Raw genomic sequence first — 18,421 nt, forward strand, 5'->3', positions numbered from 1 at the left:
TTTTGGCAAAAAAATGGCGCTACATCCGCAGCGCCATTGTTGTCAGAAAGCATCAGGTTTACTTAACCCCTTCTTCACTCTCTTTCTTTGCTTCCAGCTTTTCAACATCGCGATACCAGCGCGGGTGATGCTTCTTCGCCCAGCGACGGCTCACTTTCCCTTCAACCATGCCTTTAATTGATCCTTTCACCCAAAATGCCATATACATATGGATGAGGATAGCGTGCATCAGAATAATGCCCGCCGCGGCGTGGAGCAGCAGGCTATAGCGCACGACCTGCATCGGGAAGAACTGCGCAAAGTATGGACGCCAGATAATAACGCCCGTGACCAGCAGCACAAAAATCATGCTCATGATCGACCAGAACATCATTTTCTGTCCGGCGTTGTATTTGCCCACATCCGCCACTTTGTGTTCATTGCCCTTCAGCACTTCCACAATGTTTTTCAGCCACGGAATATCTTTCTTATCCGGGATGTTGTGGTGCACAAAGCGCACAAACATGAACATCAGCGCAACGAAGATCAGCAAACCAAAGAAGGGGTGCAGAATACGCCCCATCTGCGGCGTACCGAAGGTTTGCGTCAGCCATTGTAGGGTCGGGAAGAAAAACGAAATCCCCGACAGCGCCACCAGGAAAAAGCAGATCACCACCGTCCAGTGACAGGCGCGATCGATAAATTTCGTGCGCACAATCATTTTCGACTTACTCATGATGATCCTCCTCGTCGTCGTCCACTTCCTTATTCGGGCCGATGCCAATGTAGTGGTAAATCAGCCCGGCGAAGGTAGCGATAAATCCGGCAGCAGCCAGCGGTTTCAGCGCCCCTTTCCACAGATTGATAGAGGTATCGATCTGCGGATCTTTCGGCAGGCCGTGATACAGCTCCGGCTGGTTGGCATGATGCAGAACGTACATGACGTGCGTGCCTCCCACACCTTCCGGGTTGTAGAGACCGGCATGTTCGAAACCGCGTGCTTTCAGTTTTGCCACACGCTGCTCGCCCATTTCCAGCATTTCCTGCTTGGTGCCGAAATGTATTGCCCCGGTCGGACAGGTCTTCACGCAGGCAGGTTCCTGCCCGACGCTGACGCGATCCACACACAGCGTACATTTATACACGCGGTTATCCTCTTTATTGAGGCGCGGAATATTAAATGGACACCCGGCAATACAGTACCCGCAACCAATGCAATGCTCTGACTGGAAATCAACAATCCCGTTCGCGTACTGGATGATTGCTCCGGCAGACGGGCATGCCTTCAGGCAGCCCGGATCTTCACAGTGCATACAGCCGTCTTTACGAATCAACCATTCCAGCTTGCCGTTCTGTTCGGTTTCGGTAAACCGCATCACCGTCCAGGACTTGGCGCTTAGATCTGCGGGGTTGTCATACACCCCGACGCAATGACCCACTTCATCGCGGATATCGTTCCACTCTGAGCAGGCCACCTGACAGGCTTTACAGCCTATACAGGTGGAAACGTCGATCAATTTTGCGACTTCGGCTTTGTAATCACGGGCCTGAGGTGGCGGCGTGATGGAGTTTGTTGCGGACCTTTTGATGATGTCCTGCGTTTCCATAGACATATATTCGCCCCCTTACGCCTTCTCGATGTTAACTAAAAACGCTTTGTATTCCGGCGTTTGCGAGTTTGCATCACCGACGTTCGGCGTCAGGGTGTTGGCAATAAATCCTTTACGCGCGACTCCTTCAAAGCCCCAGTGGATCGGGATCCCTACGGTTTCAACCTTCTGACCGTTGACGTTCAGGGTTTGCAGACGACGGGTGACCACCGCAACTGCGCGAATAAATCCACGCTTGCTGCTGACTTTCACGTAGTCGCCGTTGCCGATACCTTTTGCTGACGCCAGCGTTTCGCTGATTTCCACAAACTGCTCTGGCTGGGCAATCGCATTTAACAGTGCGTGTTTGGTCCAGGTGTGGAAATGCTCGGTCAGACGATAGGTGGTTCCGACGTATGGGAAGTCCTGCTTCGTCCCCATACGCAAGGCATCCGCTTCGTACAGACGCGCTGCGGGGTTGGAGATCACGTTCGGGTGCAGCGGGTTCGTACCCAGCGGCGTTTCCATCGGCTCGTAGTGTTCCGGGAACGGCCCTTCCGCCAGCTTATCGATAGCAAACAGACGCCCCAGCCCTTCCGGCTGCATGATAAACGGATTGGTGCCACTACCCGGTGCGGCGTTGTTGAAGTCAGGGATATCGTTTCCGGTCCACTTAGTACCGTTCCACTGGATCAACATCCGTTTCGGATCCCACGGTTTACCCTGCGGGTCTGCCGAAGCGCGGTTGTACAGTACTCGACGGTTCAGTGGCCATGCCCATGCCCAACCCAGCGTATTACCCAGACCTGATGGGTCGGCGTTATCGCGGTTAGCCATCTGGTTGCCCTGCTCGGTCCAGCTACCGGTATAAATCCAGCAGGAGGATGACGTTGTACCGTCGTCACGCAGGAGCGCAAAGCTGTTGAGCAACTGACCTTTTTTCGCCACCAGCACGCCATTCGCATCATAGAGATCTTCCAGCGCATAGCCGTTGTTCTCTTTGGCCACTTCCTCGGAATGCGGTTCGTCCGGCACCTTATAGTTCCAGCTCATTTTCAACACAGGCTCTACAGCTTTACCGCCTTCGGTGCGATACATGTCGCGCAGACGATGGTAAATACCGGCCAGAATTTCGCCGTCATTACGCGCTTCACCTGGTGCATCCTGACCTTTCCAGTGCCACTGCAGCCAACGGCCAGAGTTAGCAATCGAGCCGTCTTCTTCTGCAAAGCAGGTGGATGGCAGACGGAAAACTTCAGTCTGAATCGACGCCGGATCGACATCGTTGGATTCGCCGTGGTTTTGCCAGAATGTGGACGTTTCTGTGACCAGCGGATCAATAACCACCAGATACTTCAGTTTGCTGAGGCTCTGTACTACTTTGTTTTTGTCCGGGAAGGACGCAACCGGGTTAAAGCCCTGACAGATGTAGCCGGTAACTTTCCCGCTATCCATCATGTTGAAATATTTGATGACGTCGTAGGACTGATCCCACTTCGGCAGCCATTCAAAGCCCCAGTCGTTTTCTTTCTGTGCCGCATCGCCGTAGAAAGATTTCATCAAACTAACGAAGAACTTCGGATAGTTGCCCCAGTAGTTCACCTGGGAGGCCAGCGTCGCTTTGGGTGTATTGGCGGCCAGATAGGTTTGCAGATCAGTCTGCTTTTCTGACGGCAGCGTCAGATAACCGGGCAGGCTGGTTGATAACAGACCCAAGTCGGTTAAGCCCTGAATGTTGGAGTGACCGCGTAATGCGTTTACGCCGCCACCGGCCATCCCCATGTTACCGAGCAGCAACTGGATCATCGCCATGGTGCGGATGTTCTGCGCCCCAACGGTATGTTGTGTCCAGCCCAGCGCGTACAGGAAGGTCGTGGTACGATCGGCAGCACTGGTGGAGGCCAGAACTTCACACACTTTCAGGAAGTCGGCTTTCGGCGTACCGCAGATGTTTTCCACCACATCCGGCGTATAACGGGAAACGTGCTGTTTGAGCAGGTTCCACACGCAACGGGGATGGCTTAAGGTTTCATCGCGTTTTGCGTAGCCATTTTCATCGAACTGGTAGTTCCAGGACGACTTATCATATTGACGTTTTTTGGCGTCGTAACCGCTGAACAAACCGTCTTCAAAAGCAAAATCATCCCGCACCAGCAGGCTGGCGTTGGTGTAGTGCTTAACGTATTCAGCATTGATTTTGTTATTTTCAATCAGATACAGTAATACGCCGGAAAGGAACGTAATGTCCGTGCCGGAGCGAATCGGCGCATAGATATCCGCCACCGACGCTGTACGGGTAAAACGGGGATCGACAACAATCAGCGTAGCATCATTGTTGTTTTTAGCTTCCATCGCCCAGCGGAATCCCACCGGATGTGCTTCAGCGGCGTTACCGCCCATCACCATTACGACGTTAGCGTTTTTGATATCAACCCAGTGGTTGGTCATCGCACCGCGACCAAATGTTGGAGCAAGACTTGCTACCGTTGGTCCGTGTCAGACGCGTGCCTGGTTGTCTACCGCCAGCATGCCGAGTGAGCGCACGAATTTTTGCGTCAGCATGCCGGTTTCATTACTCGCCGCAGATGCACACAGCATCCCGGTTGAAAGCCAGCGGTTTACCGTCACGCCCTGCTCATTCTTCTCAATAAAGTTGGCGTCACGGTCTGCTTTCATCAGTTTTGCTATGCGGGAGAAAGCTTCATCCCAACTGATGCGTTGCCATTTGTCGGAACCGGGAGCGCGATATTCCGGGTAGCGTAAACGGCTTTCGCTGTGCACGTAATCCAGTAATCCTGCGCCCTTAGGACAAAGTGCCCCACGGCTCACCGGATGATCCGGATCCCCTTCGATATGATAAATCGACTCTTTGGCGTTTTTTGCTCCATCACCAAGGCTATACATTAATAGCCCGCAACCTACGGAACAGTATGTGCAGGTGTTTCGGATCTCTTTTGCGCGTAACAGTTTGTAGTTTCGCGCCTGAGCCAGTGCCATTTTGGGTGCAAAACCCAGTGCGGCCACTGTTGTTCCCGCCATACCGCCCGCGCAGATTTTAAAGAATTGTCTGCGGCTGACGTCCATTGCTTTCCTCTTTTTTACAGGGGTTCGTACAAGACATCTTTCACCTTGCGCCAGCGCGGCAGTCTGAAAGATGACATGTACAACTTCGCGACGAAACTAACAGCTATATCCATATTTTTTTTGCGTCAAATCAATAACGAAACGGTTCCGCTACTAAATAGTGCAGTTTGTGTAACCTGTATACCCACAAGGGGTTAGCTAAAAGCTAATTAGTTAGCCCGTGCTGACGTAAAAGTGCTATAAATTTCAGCTTCATTTTTGCCAGGACGACGGACAGACAAACAGCATGACAAAACAAAAAGCAACGTTAATCGGGCTCATCGCCATTGTGCTGTGGAGCACGATGGTGGGGTTGATTCGTGGGGTAAGCGAAGGTCTCGGGCCAGCGGGCGGCGCAGCGATGATCTTCTCGCTAAGCGGCCTGCTGCTGATATTTACCGTCGGATTTCCAAATATTAGAAAAATACCTGTTCGTTATTTAATCGCCGGTAGCGTGCTTTTTGTCAGCTATGAAATTTGCCTGGCGTTGGCATTAGGTTATGCCGCTACCCGACACCAGGCAATAGAAGTAGGAATGGTCAATTATCTCTGGCCAAGTCTGACGATTTTGTTTGCTATATTATTTAATGGTCAAAAAACAAACTGGATGATTATTCCAGGATTAATTCTCGCATTGACCGGAGTCTGTTGGGTTTTAGGTGGCGAGAACGGTCTAAATCCAGGTGAAATTATCAGCAACATTGCCAGTAGCCCGCTGAGTTATTTTCTCGCATTCTTGGGCGCTTTTATCTGGGCAACGTATTGCACTGTCACTAATAAATTTGCGAAAGGGTTTAACGGTATCACCGTTTTTGTTTTACTGACGGCGGCAAGTTTGTGGGCCTACTATTTTATGACGCCACAACCAGAAATGGTTTTCAGCACACCGGTGACCATTAAGATGTTCACAGCTGCATTAACACTAGGATTTGCCTATGCGGCCTGGAATATCGGAATTTTACACGGAAATGTCACTGTCATGGCAGTAGGGTCTTATTTCACCCCAGTGCTTTCTTCTGCCCTGGCTGCTGTATTGCTCAGCGCCCCGCTGTCGTTCTCGTTCTGGCAAGGCGCACTGATGGTCTGTGCTGGCTCACTACTGTGCTGGCTGGCAACACGTCGGATATAGAAATCAGGCCGGGTTTCTGGCATAGAGATAGAACCCGGCTACACTCTGGTCAGTTAACGGATAATAATTGTACATTTCGCTTGTGTATTATGTTTTTATTTGTTTAATTAAATGTTAAGTAACTGGTAATTAATCAACAACCGAAAATATTATATGTTTACCTATAACCCTCCGGTTGTATATATTTTACATAGGTTACTAACGATTAGTAAACCATAACCAGCACAATAGTCCCCGCCGAAAATATATCCCAACAAAAGGTCACATATTAATATTAATATAATCAGCTGTATTATGTAGATCTAGATCACACAAATTCAAATATTCCGCAATATTATGAAACTTATTATTGAACTAATACCACATCGTCATTTAAAAATAGTTCGTCATTGATGAACGGCCTCGTTTAGCAATGGTTTAGGAAACACACCAAGAAAAAATTATAAGGATTATTTAGAATGAAACTTAAATTAGTTGCAGTGGCAGTGACTACCCTGTTGGCAGCGGGTGCGGTAAACGCAGCTGAGATTTATAACAAAGACGGTAACAAACTGGATCTGTACGGTAAAGTTCACGCTCAGCATTACTTCTCTGACGATACCAGCAGCGATGGTGACAAAACTTACGCGCGTCTGGGCTTCAAAGGCGAAACTCAGATCAACGACCAACTGGTTGGTTTCGGCCAGTGGGAATATGAATTCAAAGGCAACCGTTCTGAAGATCAAGGTTCTGAAGCAGACAAAACCCGTCTGGCATTCGCTGGCCTGAAATTCGCTGAATACGGTTCTTTCGACTACGGTCGTAACTACGGCGTAGCCTACGACATCGGCGCATGGACTGACGTCCTGCCGGAATTCGGCGGTGATACCTGGACCCAGACTGACGTCTTCATGACTCAGCGTGCTACCGGCGTTGCAACTTACCGTAACACTGACTTCTTCGGTCTGGTTGAAGGTCTGAACTTTGCTGCTCAGTATCAGGGCAAAAACGACCGTAGCAGCGACGTTGAAGCGAACGGTGACGGTTTCGGTCTGTCTTCTACTTATGAATACGAAGGCTTCGGCATCGGTGCGACCTATGCGAAATCTGACCGTACTGATGACCAGATGCGTAATGGCAACAACGAATTCTACGCTTCCGGTAAAAACGCAGAAGTATGGGCTGCTGGCCTGAAATATGATGCGAACAACATCTACCTGGCAACTACCTACTCTGAAACCCGCAACATGACCACGTTCGGTAAAGTAGACGGTATTGCTAACAAAGCGCAGAACTTTGAAGTTGTTGCTCAGTACCAGTTCGACTTCGGTCTGCGTCCGTCCATCGCTTACCTGAAATCCAAAGGTAAAGATCTGGGTGTTTACGGCGACCAGGATCTGGTTGAATACGTTGATCTGGGTGCGACCTACTACTTCAACAAAAACATGTCTACCTTCGTTGATTACAAAATCAACCTGCTGGACGACAACAAATTCACTTCTGACGCACGTGTTAGCACTGACAACATCGTGGCAGTTGGTCTGAACTACCAGTTCTAATTTTGTTGTAAGTTGAATACAAAGCCAGTCCATCCAGGGCTGGCTTTTTCTCTTGATGTAGACTCGGTCATAAGGAGTATGCCGTGCAGACGTTCACTGGTCGTTGTCTTTGCGGACAGAGTCATTTTACCGTAAACGTCGAAATGCTTGATGTCTATGCCTGCCACTGCACGCTGTGCCAGAAATGGTCCGGTGGTGTCGCCATGTATCTGGAAGCCAGCGGTCATCCACTACTTTCCCCTGATTCAGCAGAACCTTCGCACTTTCCCTCATCAACGCGCGGAGAACGTTTCTTCTGTTCCGGCTGTGGATGCCCCTTGTGGTTTACGCTGACCGATAGCGACCGCTACTTTATTCCGTGGACATTGCTGGAGCTGAATGAGGTGGATCGCCGCCGTCTGATTCTGGCGGCTGAAATCTATACCGAAACACAGCCTGCGTTCTGGCGGTTGACGGGGCAATACGCTCGCCTGAGTGGAAAAGAAGTCGAAGCGATGGATTACCCCTGTCATTTAGCTCACTAGTTATTGATGGTTCACTTTTGCCAGGCTGAACCACATCCCTACCGCTAATACGATAAGCATGCTGCCAGCGCTGCTCAATGCCACGCTGTGCGACCAGGTAAATGCTTCTCTGGCAGCTGCAAGCAACGCGTCGCTAAGAGACGGCGAAAGAGAATGTGCTAATTGCACCGCTTCACCCATTGACGATGAAGCACGTTCCAGATCCTGCGCACTGAGGCCGGCAGGCGGTAGAATCGATGCGGAAAAACTACGGCTTAGCAAGAGACCAAAAATCGCGATCCCAAGACCGGCCCCCAATTCATAGGCCATGGTTTCGATAGCCCCCGCCGCAGCGGCTTTTTCAGCCGGGGCTGCCGCCATAATGGCCGCCGTTGAGGCCAGTAGCGCACTGGCGGCACTGAACCCCAGTAACGCCATTAATATCCAGGCCTGGATCTGCTGAGTGCTGAAATCCGTCATTGCCAGACCGTAGAAACTGACCGCACTCAACGCCATACCTGCCGTTGCCACGCAGCGCAATCCCAGCCGTGAAACCAACATACCGGCAATCGGGCCGCTGAAGCCACTCGCCAGCATGACGGGTAGCATAAACAGTCCCGCCTGATACGGAGTTAAACCGTGAACAAACTGTAATTCCTGGGCCATCAACAGCTCAAATCCCACCAGGGTGATCATCGCAGTCATCGCCATTACCACGCCGCTTAAGATAATGCGATGGGTGAACAACCGCATATCAATCATCGGACGTGAGGCCGCGAGCTGAATACGAACAAATTTCCACAGCAGCACGGCTCCTGTTAACAGTGTCAATACGATAACCCCGGTCGCCATATGCCCTTTTAGCGCCGTTTTAGCACTGTAAACCAGCAGTAAAATCGCCACGATCAACATAATCGCATGGCCAAAATTTAACGACTGATCGCGGCGTCCAGTCTGGCGCGGCACGTAACGTGCGGTCAATGTCATCACCACCAGAACAATGGGCACATTGATTAAGAACACTGAGCCCCAGTAGAAATGCTCCAGCAACATACCACCGACTAAGGGACCAAATGCTGCACCGCCTGAACCGACGGCAGCCCAAACGCCGAGCGCCATATTACGATGACGTTGTTCGGCAAAGGTGGCGCGAATACCTGCCAGCGTCGCCGGAACGATCATCGCCGCACCAATAGCCAACACGGCCCGGGTTGCGATTAGCCAGCCGGCACTGTGAGCAAACGCGGCAGCCAGCGAAGCCAGACCAAATAGCCCACCCCCTAGTATCAGCAAGCGCTTAAAACCGATGCGATCGCCCAACGCCCCCATCGGTAACACCATACCGGCCATTACCAGAGAATAGATATCAATGATCCACAGCAGCTCGTTACCACTGGCACCCAGCGTCATACTCAGCGTGGGCGCGGCAACGTGCAGCACCGTTGCATCAATCGCAACAGGGATGTAGACCAGCACAATAATCACTAACGTTAACCACTGACGAAACATAAAACTCCCTACAAAACTGAAACTGGACACATGTCCAGCTTTAGCGATCCTACGGAAAATTGAACGTATGTCCAACTTTTTGTTAAACTGGCAATAATGTGAATATAGGGAGGAAGCATGAGCTATATGAATCGGGATGAACGTCGGGAAGTGATCCTGCAGGCGGCAATGCGCGTGGCGCTTGAAGAAGGATTTTCCGCCATGACGGTTAGACGTATTGCCACAGAGGCTCAGGTAGCGACCGGGCAACTGCATCATCATTTTACGTCTGCCGGTGAGCTTAAATCCCAGGCCTTTGTCCGCCTGATTCGCACCCTTCTCGATGCCGAACTGGTCAGTGAAAACGCAACTTACCGTGAACGACTCCATGCCATGTTGGGAAGTGAAGACGGTGGGTTCGAACCCTATATAAAACTGTGGCGTGAAGCACAGGTTCTGGCGGATAAAGATCCGGAAATCAAAAGCGCTTACCTGCTGACCATGCGGATGTGGCACGAGGAAACCGCGAATATTATCACTCAGGGACAGAAGGCCGGTGAGTTTTCATCCACCCCAGATGCCGCCGATGTGGCCTGGCGTTTAATTGCGTTGGTATGCGGTCTGGATGGTATCTATGTATTAGGCATTGAGGAAATGGCCGATCCAGCGTTCGAGCGCCACCTGGATCGCATGATAACGCTGGAGTTATTTATTTGATGTTATACATGAATTAACAATACACCTTTTCAATTTACAATTAGTAACACTTAAGCAACGTGTTATTCCTCTGACGCGCCGCGTTATTGCGCTTTTTTATCTATTCTTTCAGTCAATATTCCCAAAACTTTTCAATAGTTTCTAAAAGAACTCGCGCGGCGCTGTATGCGTTTATTTCTTTTTCATGAACGGCATGTGCATGGAGAATAATATGTCAGCATCAAATGAGAAAAATAATCGTTATCTTTTAACTGACTGGAAACCGGAGAACCCCGCCTTTTGGGAAAATAAAGGTAAGCACATTGCCCGAAGAAACCTATGTATATCAGTGAGTTGTCTGTTGCTGGCGTTCTGTGTCTGGATGTTGTTCAGTGCTGTGGCCGTCAATTTGAATAAAATTGGCTTTAATTTCACCACCGACCAACTGTTTTTATTAACCGCATTGCCTTCTCTTTCAGGCGCAATATTGCGAGTCCCCTACTCCTTTATGGTACCTATATTTGGTGGACGCCGTTGGACCATTTTTAGCACCATTATTCTGGTCATTCCCTGCCTTTGGCTCGGATTTGCCGTGCAAAATACCGCTACTCCGTTTGGCGTATTTATTATTATTGCGCTGATGTGTGGTTTTGCTGGCGCTAACTTTGCCTCCAGCATGGGTAATATCAGCTTTTTCTTCCCGAAAGCGAAGCAAGGCAGTGCGCTAGGTGTTAACGGCGGGCTCGGTAACCTTGGTGTCAGCGTGATGCAGTTAATCGCGCCGTTAGTCATTTTCCTGCCCCTATTTACCTTTTTAGGGGTACAAGGCGTGCCGCAGCCTGACGGTTCTTTACTGTCACTGGCAAACGCCGCATGGATTTGGGTTCCGCTGCTGCTGCTCTCAACGCTGGCTGCGGGCGTGGGAATGAATGACATCGCCAGTTCGAAGGCCTCAATCGCCTCTCAACTACCGGTCCTCAAACGCTTTCATCTGTGGCTGCTAAGCCTGCTGTATCTCGCCACCTTCGGTTCATTTATCGGTTTCTCGGCCGGCTTTGCCATGCTGGCGAAAACACAATTCCCTGACGTGAATATTCTGCAACTGGCGTTCTTCGGCCCGTTCATCGGCGCGCTTGCGCGTTCGGCTGGCGGCGTGATCTCTGACAAGTTCGGCGGCGTGCGCGTCACGTTAATCAACTTCATCTTTATGGCGCTGTTTAGTGCCCTGCTGTTTCTTACCCTTCCCGGCTCCGGAGAAGGAAGTTTTGTTGCCTTCTATCTGGTGTTTATGGGCTTGTTCCTGACCGCAGGACTGGGCAGCGGTTCGACCTTCCAGATGATTGCGGTGATCTTTCGCAAAATCACCATTTACCGGGTGAAGCTGCACGGTGGTACTGAAGAACAGGCCCAGCGTGAGGCGGTAACCGATACCGCAGCCGCACTGGGTTTTATCTCCGCAATTGGCGCTGTCGGGGGCTTCTTTATCCCGAAAGCGTTTGGTTCATCGCTGGCGCTGACCGGGTCTCCGGTAGGTGCCATGAAAATATTCCTTGTGTTCTACATCGTCTGCGTACTGGTGACCTGGCTGGTATACGGCCGGAAATCACAAAAAAAATAGTCATCTTTTGGCCTGTGCAGGCAACGTTATTCGAAGCAGGAGTTATGTCATGAGTAAACTGTTAGATCGCTTTCGCTACTTTAAACAAAAGGGTGAGACATTTGCCGAGGGGCACGGGCAAGTGATGCACACCAACCGGGACTGGGAAGACAGCTATCGTCAGCGCTGGCAGTTCGACAAAATTGTGCGCTCTACCCACGGCGTGAACTGTACCGGCTCATGCAGCTGGAAAATCTACGTTAAAAACGGACTGGTGACCTGGGAAACACAGCAAACTGACTACCCGCGAACCCGTCCTGACTTGCCAAATCATGAGCCACGCGGCTGCCCGCGTGGTGCCAGCTATTCCTGGTATCTGTACAGCGCCAACCGCCTGAAATATCCGCTGGTGCGTAAACGTCTCATCGAGCTGTGGCGTGACGCCCTGTCCCGCCAGCCCGATCCGGTGCTTGCCTGGGAATCGATCATGAACGACCCGCAGAAGTGCCAGAGCTACAAACAGGTGCGCGGGCGCGGCGGGTTTATCCGTTCCAACTGGAAAGAGCTTAATCAACTGATTGCTGCTGCCAACGTCTGGACGGTAAAAACCTATGGCCCGGACCGCGTGGCCGGATTCTCGCCCATTCCCGCCATGTCGATGGTTTCCTACGCGGCGGGTACGCGCTATCTCTCACTTCTGGGCGGAACCTGCCTGAGCTTCTATGACTGGTACTGCGATTTACCGCCTGCGTCACCCATGACCTGGGGTGAGCAGACCGACGTTCCGGAGTCAGCCGACTGGTATAACTCCAGCTATATCATCGCCTGGGGGTCTAACGTGCCACAGACCCGTACCCCGGACGCCCACTTCTTCACGGAAGTACGCTACAAAGGCACCAAGACGATTGCCATTACGCCGGATTACTCGGAAGTCGCCAAACTCTGTGACCAGTGGCTGGCACCCAAACAAGGTACTGACAGCGCGCTGGCGATGGCAATGGGCCACGTCATCCTGAAAGAGTTCCACCTCGATAATCCCAGCGATTACTTCCTCAATTACTGTCGCCGCTATACCGACATGCCAATGCTGGTGCTGCTGGATGCCCGCGAAGATGGCAGCTACGTACCTGGACGCATGATGCGCGCTTCAGACCTGGTTGATGGCCTGGGCGAAAGCAACAATCCGGAGTGGAAAACGGTGGCTTTCAACCGCGCAGGCGAACTGGTTGTCCCGAACGGTTCGATTGGTTTTCGCTGGGGCGAAAAAGGCAAATGGAATCTCGAATCGCTGGCGGCTGGCGCTGAAACAGAGCTTTCCCTCTCGCTGCTTGGTCAGCATGATGACGTGACCGGCGTGGCATTCCCCTATTTCGGCGGCAACGAAAACCCACATTTTCGCAGCGTGAAGCAGGAGCCGGTGCTGATTCGACAATTGCCGGTAAAACGTCTCACCCTCGCAGATGGCAGCGTTTGTCCGGTGGTGAGCGTCTATGATCTGGTGCTGGCGAATTACGGCCTCGACCGTGGTCTGGATGATGTTCATAGCGCACAAGATTACAGCGAAGTAAAAGCCTACACCCCGGCCTGGGGTGAGCAAATTACCGGCGTGCCACGCCGTCATATCGAACAAATCGCCCGTGAGTTTGCCGATACCGCGCACAAAACGCATGGCCGTTCGATGATCATCCTCGGGGCTGGCGTTAACCACTGGTATCACATGGACATGAACTACCGCGGGATGATTAACATCCTCGTGTTCTGTGGTTGCGTGGGACAAAGCGGCGGCGGCTGGGCGCACTATGTGGGTCAGGAGAAACTGCGTCCGCAAACCGGCTGGTTGCCGCTGGCCTTTGCGCTGGACTGGAACCGCCCACCGCGTCAGATGAACAGCACCTCGTTTTTCTACAACCACTCCAGTCAGTGGCGTTATGAAAAACTCACCGCGCAAGAACTCCTCTCTCCGCTGGCCGATGCGTCGAAGTTTAGCGGACATTTGATTGACTTTAACGTACGTGCTGAACGGATGGGCTGGCTACCGTCTGCCCCGCAGCTAAATCTCAACCCACTGACTGTCAAAGCAAAGGCAGAACAAGCGGGAATGTCTCCGGTGGAATACACCGCGCAAGCGCTGAAATCGGGTGATATTCGTTTTGCCTGCGAGCAGCCGGATAGCGGCAAAAACCATCCACGCAACCTGTTCGTCTGGCGCTCTAACCTGCTCGGCTCCTCCGGTAAAGGGCATGAATACATGCTCAAATATCTGCTGGGTACCGAAAGCAGGCTCCAGGGAGAAGCGCTCGGTTCAAGCGACGGTATTAAACCTGAAGAGGTTGAATGGCAGTCGGCGGCGATTGAAGGCAAGCTCGATCTGCTGGTGACGCTCGACTTCCGTATGTCCAGTACGTGTCTGTTCTCCGATATCGTGTTACCTACCGCCACCTGGTATGAAAAAGACGATATGAATACCTCGGATATGCATCCGTTTATTCACCCGCTGTCGGCTGCAGTCGATCCTGCCTGGGAGTCAAAAAGCGACTGGGAAATTTATAAAGGCATCGCCAAAGTGTTCTCCGAGGTATGTGTGGGGCACCTTGGGCAAGAGACGGATGTTGTATTACAACCGCTGCAACACGACTCCCCGGCAGAGCTGGCGCAGCCGTTTGACATTCTGGACTGGCGCAAAGGCGAATGCGATCTCCTGCCGGGTAAAACAGCGCCGAATATTGCCGTTGTGGAACGTGATTACCCCGCCACCTGGGAACGTTTCACTTCGCTCGGTCCACTCATGGACAAACTCGGCAACGGCGGGAAAGGCATTGCGTGGAATACCCAGGCGGAGGTCGATTTCCTCGGCAAGCTGAACTACACCAAACGCGAAGGCCCGGCGAAAGGCCGCCCGCTGATCGACACCGCACTGGATGCTTCTGAGGTGATCCTCGCCCTGGCGCCGGAAACCAACGGTCAGGTGGCGGTGAAAGCCTGGGAAGCGCTGGGGGCGATGACCGGTCGCGACCATACGCATCTGGCGTTGAACAAAGAAGACGAAAAGATTCGTTTTCGCGATATCCAGGCGCAGCCGCGCAAAATCATCTCCAGTCCGACCTGGTCCGGCCTTGAAAGCGAACATGTCTCCTATAACGCAGGCTATACCAACGTCCACGAACTGATCCCATGGCGCACTCTGTCCGGTCGCCAACAGCTGTATCAGGATCACGCGTGGATGCGCGCCTTCGGTGAAAGTCTGGTGGCGTATCGTCCGCCTATCGATACCCGCAGCGTCAGTGAAATGCGCGAGGTTCCGCCTAACGGCTTCCCGGAGAAAGCACTCAACTTCCTGACGCCGCACCAGAAATGGGGCATCCACTCTACCTACAGTGAAAACCTGCTGATGCTGACGCTGTCGCGTGGCGGGCCGATTGTCTGGATCAGTGAAACTGATGCTAAGGAGTTAGGTATTGAAGACAACGACTGGATCGAAGCTTTCAATGCCAACGGCGCGCTCACCGCGCGTGCAGTGGTGAGTCAACGCGTGCCGCCGGGAATGACCATGATGTATCACGCCCAGGAGCGAATCATGAATATCCCTGGCTCCGAAGTCACCGGGATGCGTGGCGGGATCCATAACTCGGTCACCCGCGTCTGCCCGAAACCCACGCACATGATCGGCGGCTATGCGCAACTGGCATACAGCTTCAACTATTACGGGACGGTCGGCTCTAACCGCGATGAGTTCATCATGATTAGAAAAATGAAAAACATTAACTGGCTGGATGATGAAGGTCGCGATCAGGTACAGGAGGCGAAAAAATGAAAATACGCTCACAGGTAGGCATGGTTCTGAATCTGGATAAGTGCATCGGCTGCCACACCTGCTCCGTCACCTGTAAAAACGTCTGGACCGGGCGTGAAGGGATGGAATATGCGTGGTTTAACAACGTCGAGACTAAACCGGGCATTGGTTATCCAAAAAACTGGGAAGATCAGGAAGAGTGGCAAGGCGGCTGGGTTCGCGATGTCAACGGCAAGATCAGACCGCGCCTCGGCGGCAAGATGGGCGTGATCACCAAAATTTTCGCCAATCCGGTGATCCCGCAAATCGATGATTACTATGAACCGTTTACCTACGATTATCAGCATCTGCATAGCGCGCCGGAGAGCAAGAATCAGCCCACCGCGCGTCCGCGCTCGCTGATTGATGGGAAACGGATGGACAAGATTATCTGGGGCCCCAACTGGGAAGAACTGCTTGGCGGTGAATTCTCAAAACGGGCCCGCGACCGTAACTTTGAGAAGATGCAAAAGGAGATGTACGGTCAGTTTGAAAACACTTTCATGATGTATTTACCGCGCCTGTGCGAACACTGCCTGAACCCAAGCTGTGTCGCCACCTGCCCGAGCGGTGCTATTTATAAGCGTGAAGAAGACGGCATTGTGCTGATCGACCAGGACAAATGTCGCGGTTGGCGCTTGTGCATCAGTGGCTGTCCGTACAAAAAAATCTACTTTAACTGGAAGAGCGGTAAGTCAGAGAAGTGTATTTTCTGCTACCCGCGTATTGAGTCCGGCCAGCCGACGGTGTGTTCAGAAACCTGCGTTGGGCGTATCCGTTATCTCGGGGTATTGCTGTACGACGCCGACCGTATCGAGGAAGCAGCGAGCACCGAGCATGAAACCGATCTCTACGAGCGTCAGTGCGATGTGTTCCTTAACCCGCACGATCCGGCGGTGATTGAAGAAGCGCTTAAACAGGGTATTCCGCACAACGTCATCGAAGCGGCCCAACGTTCACCGGTTTACAAAATGGCGATGGACTGGAAGCTGGCGCTACCACTGCATCCGGAATACCGCACCCTGCCGATGGTCTGGTACGTGCCGCCGTTGTCACCGATTCAGTCAGTCGCTGACGCGGGCGGACTGCCGCACAATGGCAACATTTTGCCTGCGGTTGAGTCGCTGCGCATTCCGGTACAGTACCTCGCCAATATGCTTAGCGCGGGCGATACCGGCCCGGTACTGAGGGCGCTCAAGCGGATGATGGCCATGCGCCACTATATGCGTTCGCAAACCGTAGAAGGTGTTACGGATACTCGCGCGATTGAGGAAGTGGGTCTGAGCGTTGAACAGGTTGAGGAGATGTACCGCTATCTGGCCATCGCCAACTATGAAGACCGCTTTGTGATCCCAACCAGCCATCGTGAAATGGCGCGTGATGCCTTCCCGGAGAAAAACGGCTGCGGCTTTACCTTCGGCGACGGCTGTCACGGCTCGGACACTAAGTTCAATTTGTTTAACAGTAGCCGCATTGACGCTATCGATATCACCGAAGTACGCGATAAAGCGGAGGGTCAATAATGCAAATCCTCAAGGTTATCGGCCTGCTGATGGAATACCCCGACGAGCTGCTATGGGAGTGCAAAGATGACGCGCTGGCGCTTGTGGCCAGCGATGCTCCAATGCTGAGCGATTTTAGCCAGGAACTGCTCAATGCGCCGTTACTGGATAAACAAGCTGAATGGTGCGAAATCTTTGACCGGGGCCGGGCCACCTCTCTGCTGTTGTTTGAACACGTGCACGCCGAGTCCCGCGACCGTGGTCAGGCGATGGTCGATCTGTTGGCGCAGTACGAAAAGGTCGGGCTGCAGCTTAACTGTCGTGAACTGCCGGATCACCTGCCGTTATATCTTGAGTACTTAAGCGTGTTACCGGAAGCGGAGGCCAAAGAAGGACTGCAGAACATCGCACCGATTCTGGCGTTGCTGGGTGGGCGTTTGAAGCAGCGCGATACACCGTGGTATCAACTGTTTGATGCCCTATTGCAGCTTGCCGGAAGCCCTCTGTCAAGTGACAGTGTCACTAAACAGGTTGGCACGGAAACCCGCGACGATACCCGTCAGGCGCTGGATGCGGTCTGGGAGGAGGAACAGGTGAAGTTTATCGAGGATAACGCCACCACCTGTGACAGTTCACCGTTACAAAACTATCAACGACGCTTTAGCCAGGACGTGGCACCTCAGTATGTCGACGTCAGCGCGGGAGGCCCGAAATGATACAGTACCTGAACGTCTTTTTTTACGATATCTATCCGTACCTGTGCGGTACGGTGTTTATCCTCGGCAGTTGGCTACGCTACGACTACGGGCAATACACATGGCGCGCTTCTTCCAGCCAGATGCTGGACAAACGCGGTATGGTGTTGTGGTCAAACTTATTCCATATCGGCATTCTGGGGATATTTTTCGGTCACCTGTTTGGCATGTTAACGCCGCACTGGATGTATGCCTGGTTTCTGCCGATTGCGGTAAAACAGCAGATGGCGATGATTGCCGGCGGGCTTTGTGGCGTGCTGACGCTGGTTGGTGGCGCAGGTTTGCTGGTGCGCCGTCTGACCAACCCGCGTATTCGTGCGACATCTTCTACCGCCGATATTCTGATCCTCTGCGTTCTGTTGATTCAGTGTATCCTCGGCTTAACCACCATCACGTTCTCTGCACAGCATCCTGACGGCAGTGAAATGCTAAAACTGGTCGGTTGGGCGCAGTCGGTGGTGACCTTCCAGGGCGGTGCGTCTGCGCATCTGGATGGCGTGGCGTGGATTTTCCGTGTGCATCTGGTGCTGGGGATGACCATTTTCCTGCTGTTCCCGTTCACCCGCCTGGTTCACGTGTGGAGTGCGCCGTTTGAGTACTTTACCCGCCGTTATCAGATAGTGCGTTCGCGCCGCTAATTTCCTCTGCTGCCCGGTAGCGCGTGCGCTTACCGGGCAACATCGCTATCCCGCT

General features: G+C 52.4%; 13 protein-coding genes. 9 read left to right on the top strand and 4 right to left on the bottom strand.

Annotated features, from left to right (window positions below; translation table 11 throughout):
• Positions 1-58: 58 nt before the first annotated feature.
• Genes fdnI through fdnG form a run of 3 tightly spaced genes read right to left on the bottom strand, consistent with a single transcriptional unit; the run spans position 59 to position 4,652 of the window.
• Positions 59-715 carry a formate dehydrogenase-N subunit gamma gene (fdnI, locus tag AL515_RS12850; RefSeq protein ID WP_061067908.1) on the bottom strand — a complete coding sequence of 219 codons (657 nt, stop codon included), beginning with the start codon at positions 713-715 and terminating at the stop codon, positions 59-61.
• A complete protein-coding gene (fdnH, locus tag AL515_RS12855) occupies positions 708-1,592 on the bottom strand; it encodes a formate dehydrogenase N subunit beta (protein ID WP_003833024.1) in 885 nt (294 codons plus the stop codon). The genes fdnI and fdnH overlap by 8 nt, the downstream gene beginning before the upstream one ends.
• Before the next feature lie 12 nt (positions 1,593-1,604).
• Positions 1,605-4,652, bottom strand: coding sequence for a formate dehydrogenase-N subunit alpha (gene fdnG / locus AL515_RS12860; protein WP_105242173.1), 3,048 nt, complete (start codon positions 4,650-4,652; stop codon positions 1,605-1,607).
• 286 nt (positions 4,653-4,938) lie between these two features.
• Here fdnG and yddG point away from each other — a divergent pair, with 286 nt between their 5' ends.
• From yddG to AL515_RS12880, 3 genes are all read left to right on the top strand, one after another.
• A complete protein-coding gene (gene yddG, locus AL515_RS12865) occupies positions 4,939-5,820 on the top strand; it encodes an aromatic amino acid efflux DMT transporter YddG (protein ID WP_048211643.1) in 882 nt (293 codons plus the stop codon).
• Between the two features lie 458 nt (positions 5,821-6,278).
• Positions 6,279-7,358 (top strand): porin OmpD, encoded by a 1,080-nt coding sequence (gene ompD / locus AL515_RS12875; protein ID WP_048211642.1) that lies wholly within the window; start codon positions 6,279-6,281, stop codon positions 7,356-7,358.
• Between the two features lie 143 nt (positions 7,359-7,501).
• A complete protein-coding gene (locus AL515_RS12880; RefSeq protein WP_086523677.1) occupies positions 7,502-7,882 on the top strand; it encodes a GFA family protein in 381 nt (126 codons plus the stop codon).
• On the opposite strand, the gene AL515_RS12885 is transcribed toward AL515_RS12880, so the two are convergent.
• A complete protein-coding gene (locus tag AL515_RS12885; RefSeq protein ID WP_061067910.1) occupies positions 7,883-9,370 on the bottom strand; it encodes an MFS transporter in 1,488 nt (495 codons plus the stop codon).
• A 117-nt stretch (positions 9,371-9,487) separates the two neighbouring features.
• Between AL515_RS12885 and AL515_RS12890 the strand changes: the two genes are divergently transcribed.
• The 6 genes from AL515_RS12890 to narI all read left to right on the top strand — a co-directional run bounded on the left by AL515_RS12890 (position 9,488) and on the right by narI (position 18,366).
• Positions 9,488-10,066, top strand: coding sequence for a TetR family transcriptional regulator (locus AL515_RS12890; RefSeq protein WP_048211640.1), 579 nt, complete (start codon positions 9,488-9,490; stop codon positions 10,064-10,066).
• 211 nt (positions 10,067-10,277) lie between these two features.
• Positions 10,278-11,663, top strand: a complete 1,386-nt coding sequence (locus AL515_RS12895; protein WP_061067911.1) for a NarK family nitrate/nitrite MFS transporter — start codon at positions 10,278-10,280, stop codon at positions 11,661-11,663.
• Between the two features lie 49 nt (positions 11,664-11,712).
• Positions 11,713-15,453: a nitrate reductase subunit alpha gene (locus AL515_RS12900; protein ID WP_061067912.1), complete on the top strand. Its 3,741-nt coding sequence runs from the start codon at positions 11,713-11,715 to the stop codon at positions 15,451-15,453.
• The gene (gene narH, locus AL515_RS12905; RefSeq protein WP_061067913.1) at positions 15,450-16,994 is read left to right on the top strand and encodes a nitrate reductase subunit beta; all 1,545 of its coding nucleotides are present in this window, start codon (positions 15,450-15,452) and stop codon (positions 16,992-16,994) included. The genes AL515_RS12900 and narH overlap by 4 nt, the downstream gene beginning before the upstream one ends.
• On the top strand, positions 16,994-17,689 hold the full coding sequence (narW, locus tag AL515_RS12910; protein WP_061067914.1) for a nitrate reductase molybdenum cofactor assembly chaperone: 696 nt from the start codon (positions 16,994-16,996) through the stop codon (positions 17,687-17,689). The genes narH and narW overlap by 1 nt, the downstream gene beginning before the upstream one ends.
• Positions 17,686-18,366, top strand: a complete 681-nt coding sequence (gene narI, locus AL515_RS12915; protein ID WP_061067915.1) for a respiratory nitrate reductase subunit gamma — start codon at positions 17,686-17,688, stop codon at positions 18,364-18,366. The genes narW and narI overlap by 4 nt, the downstream gene beginning before the upstream one ends.
• The last annotated feature ends 55 nt before the right edge of the window (positions 18,367-18,421 follow it).

This window comes from Citrobacter sp. FDAARGOS_156, from assembly GCF_001559235.2.
Lineage (GTDB): Bacteria > Pseudomonadota > Gammaproteobacteria > Enterobacterales > Enterobacteriaceae > Citrobacter > Citrobacter youngae.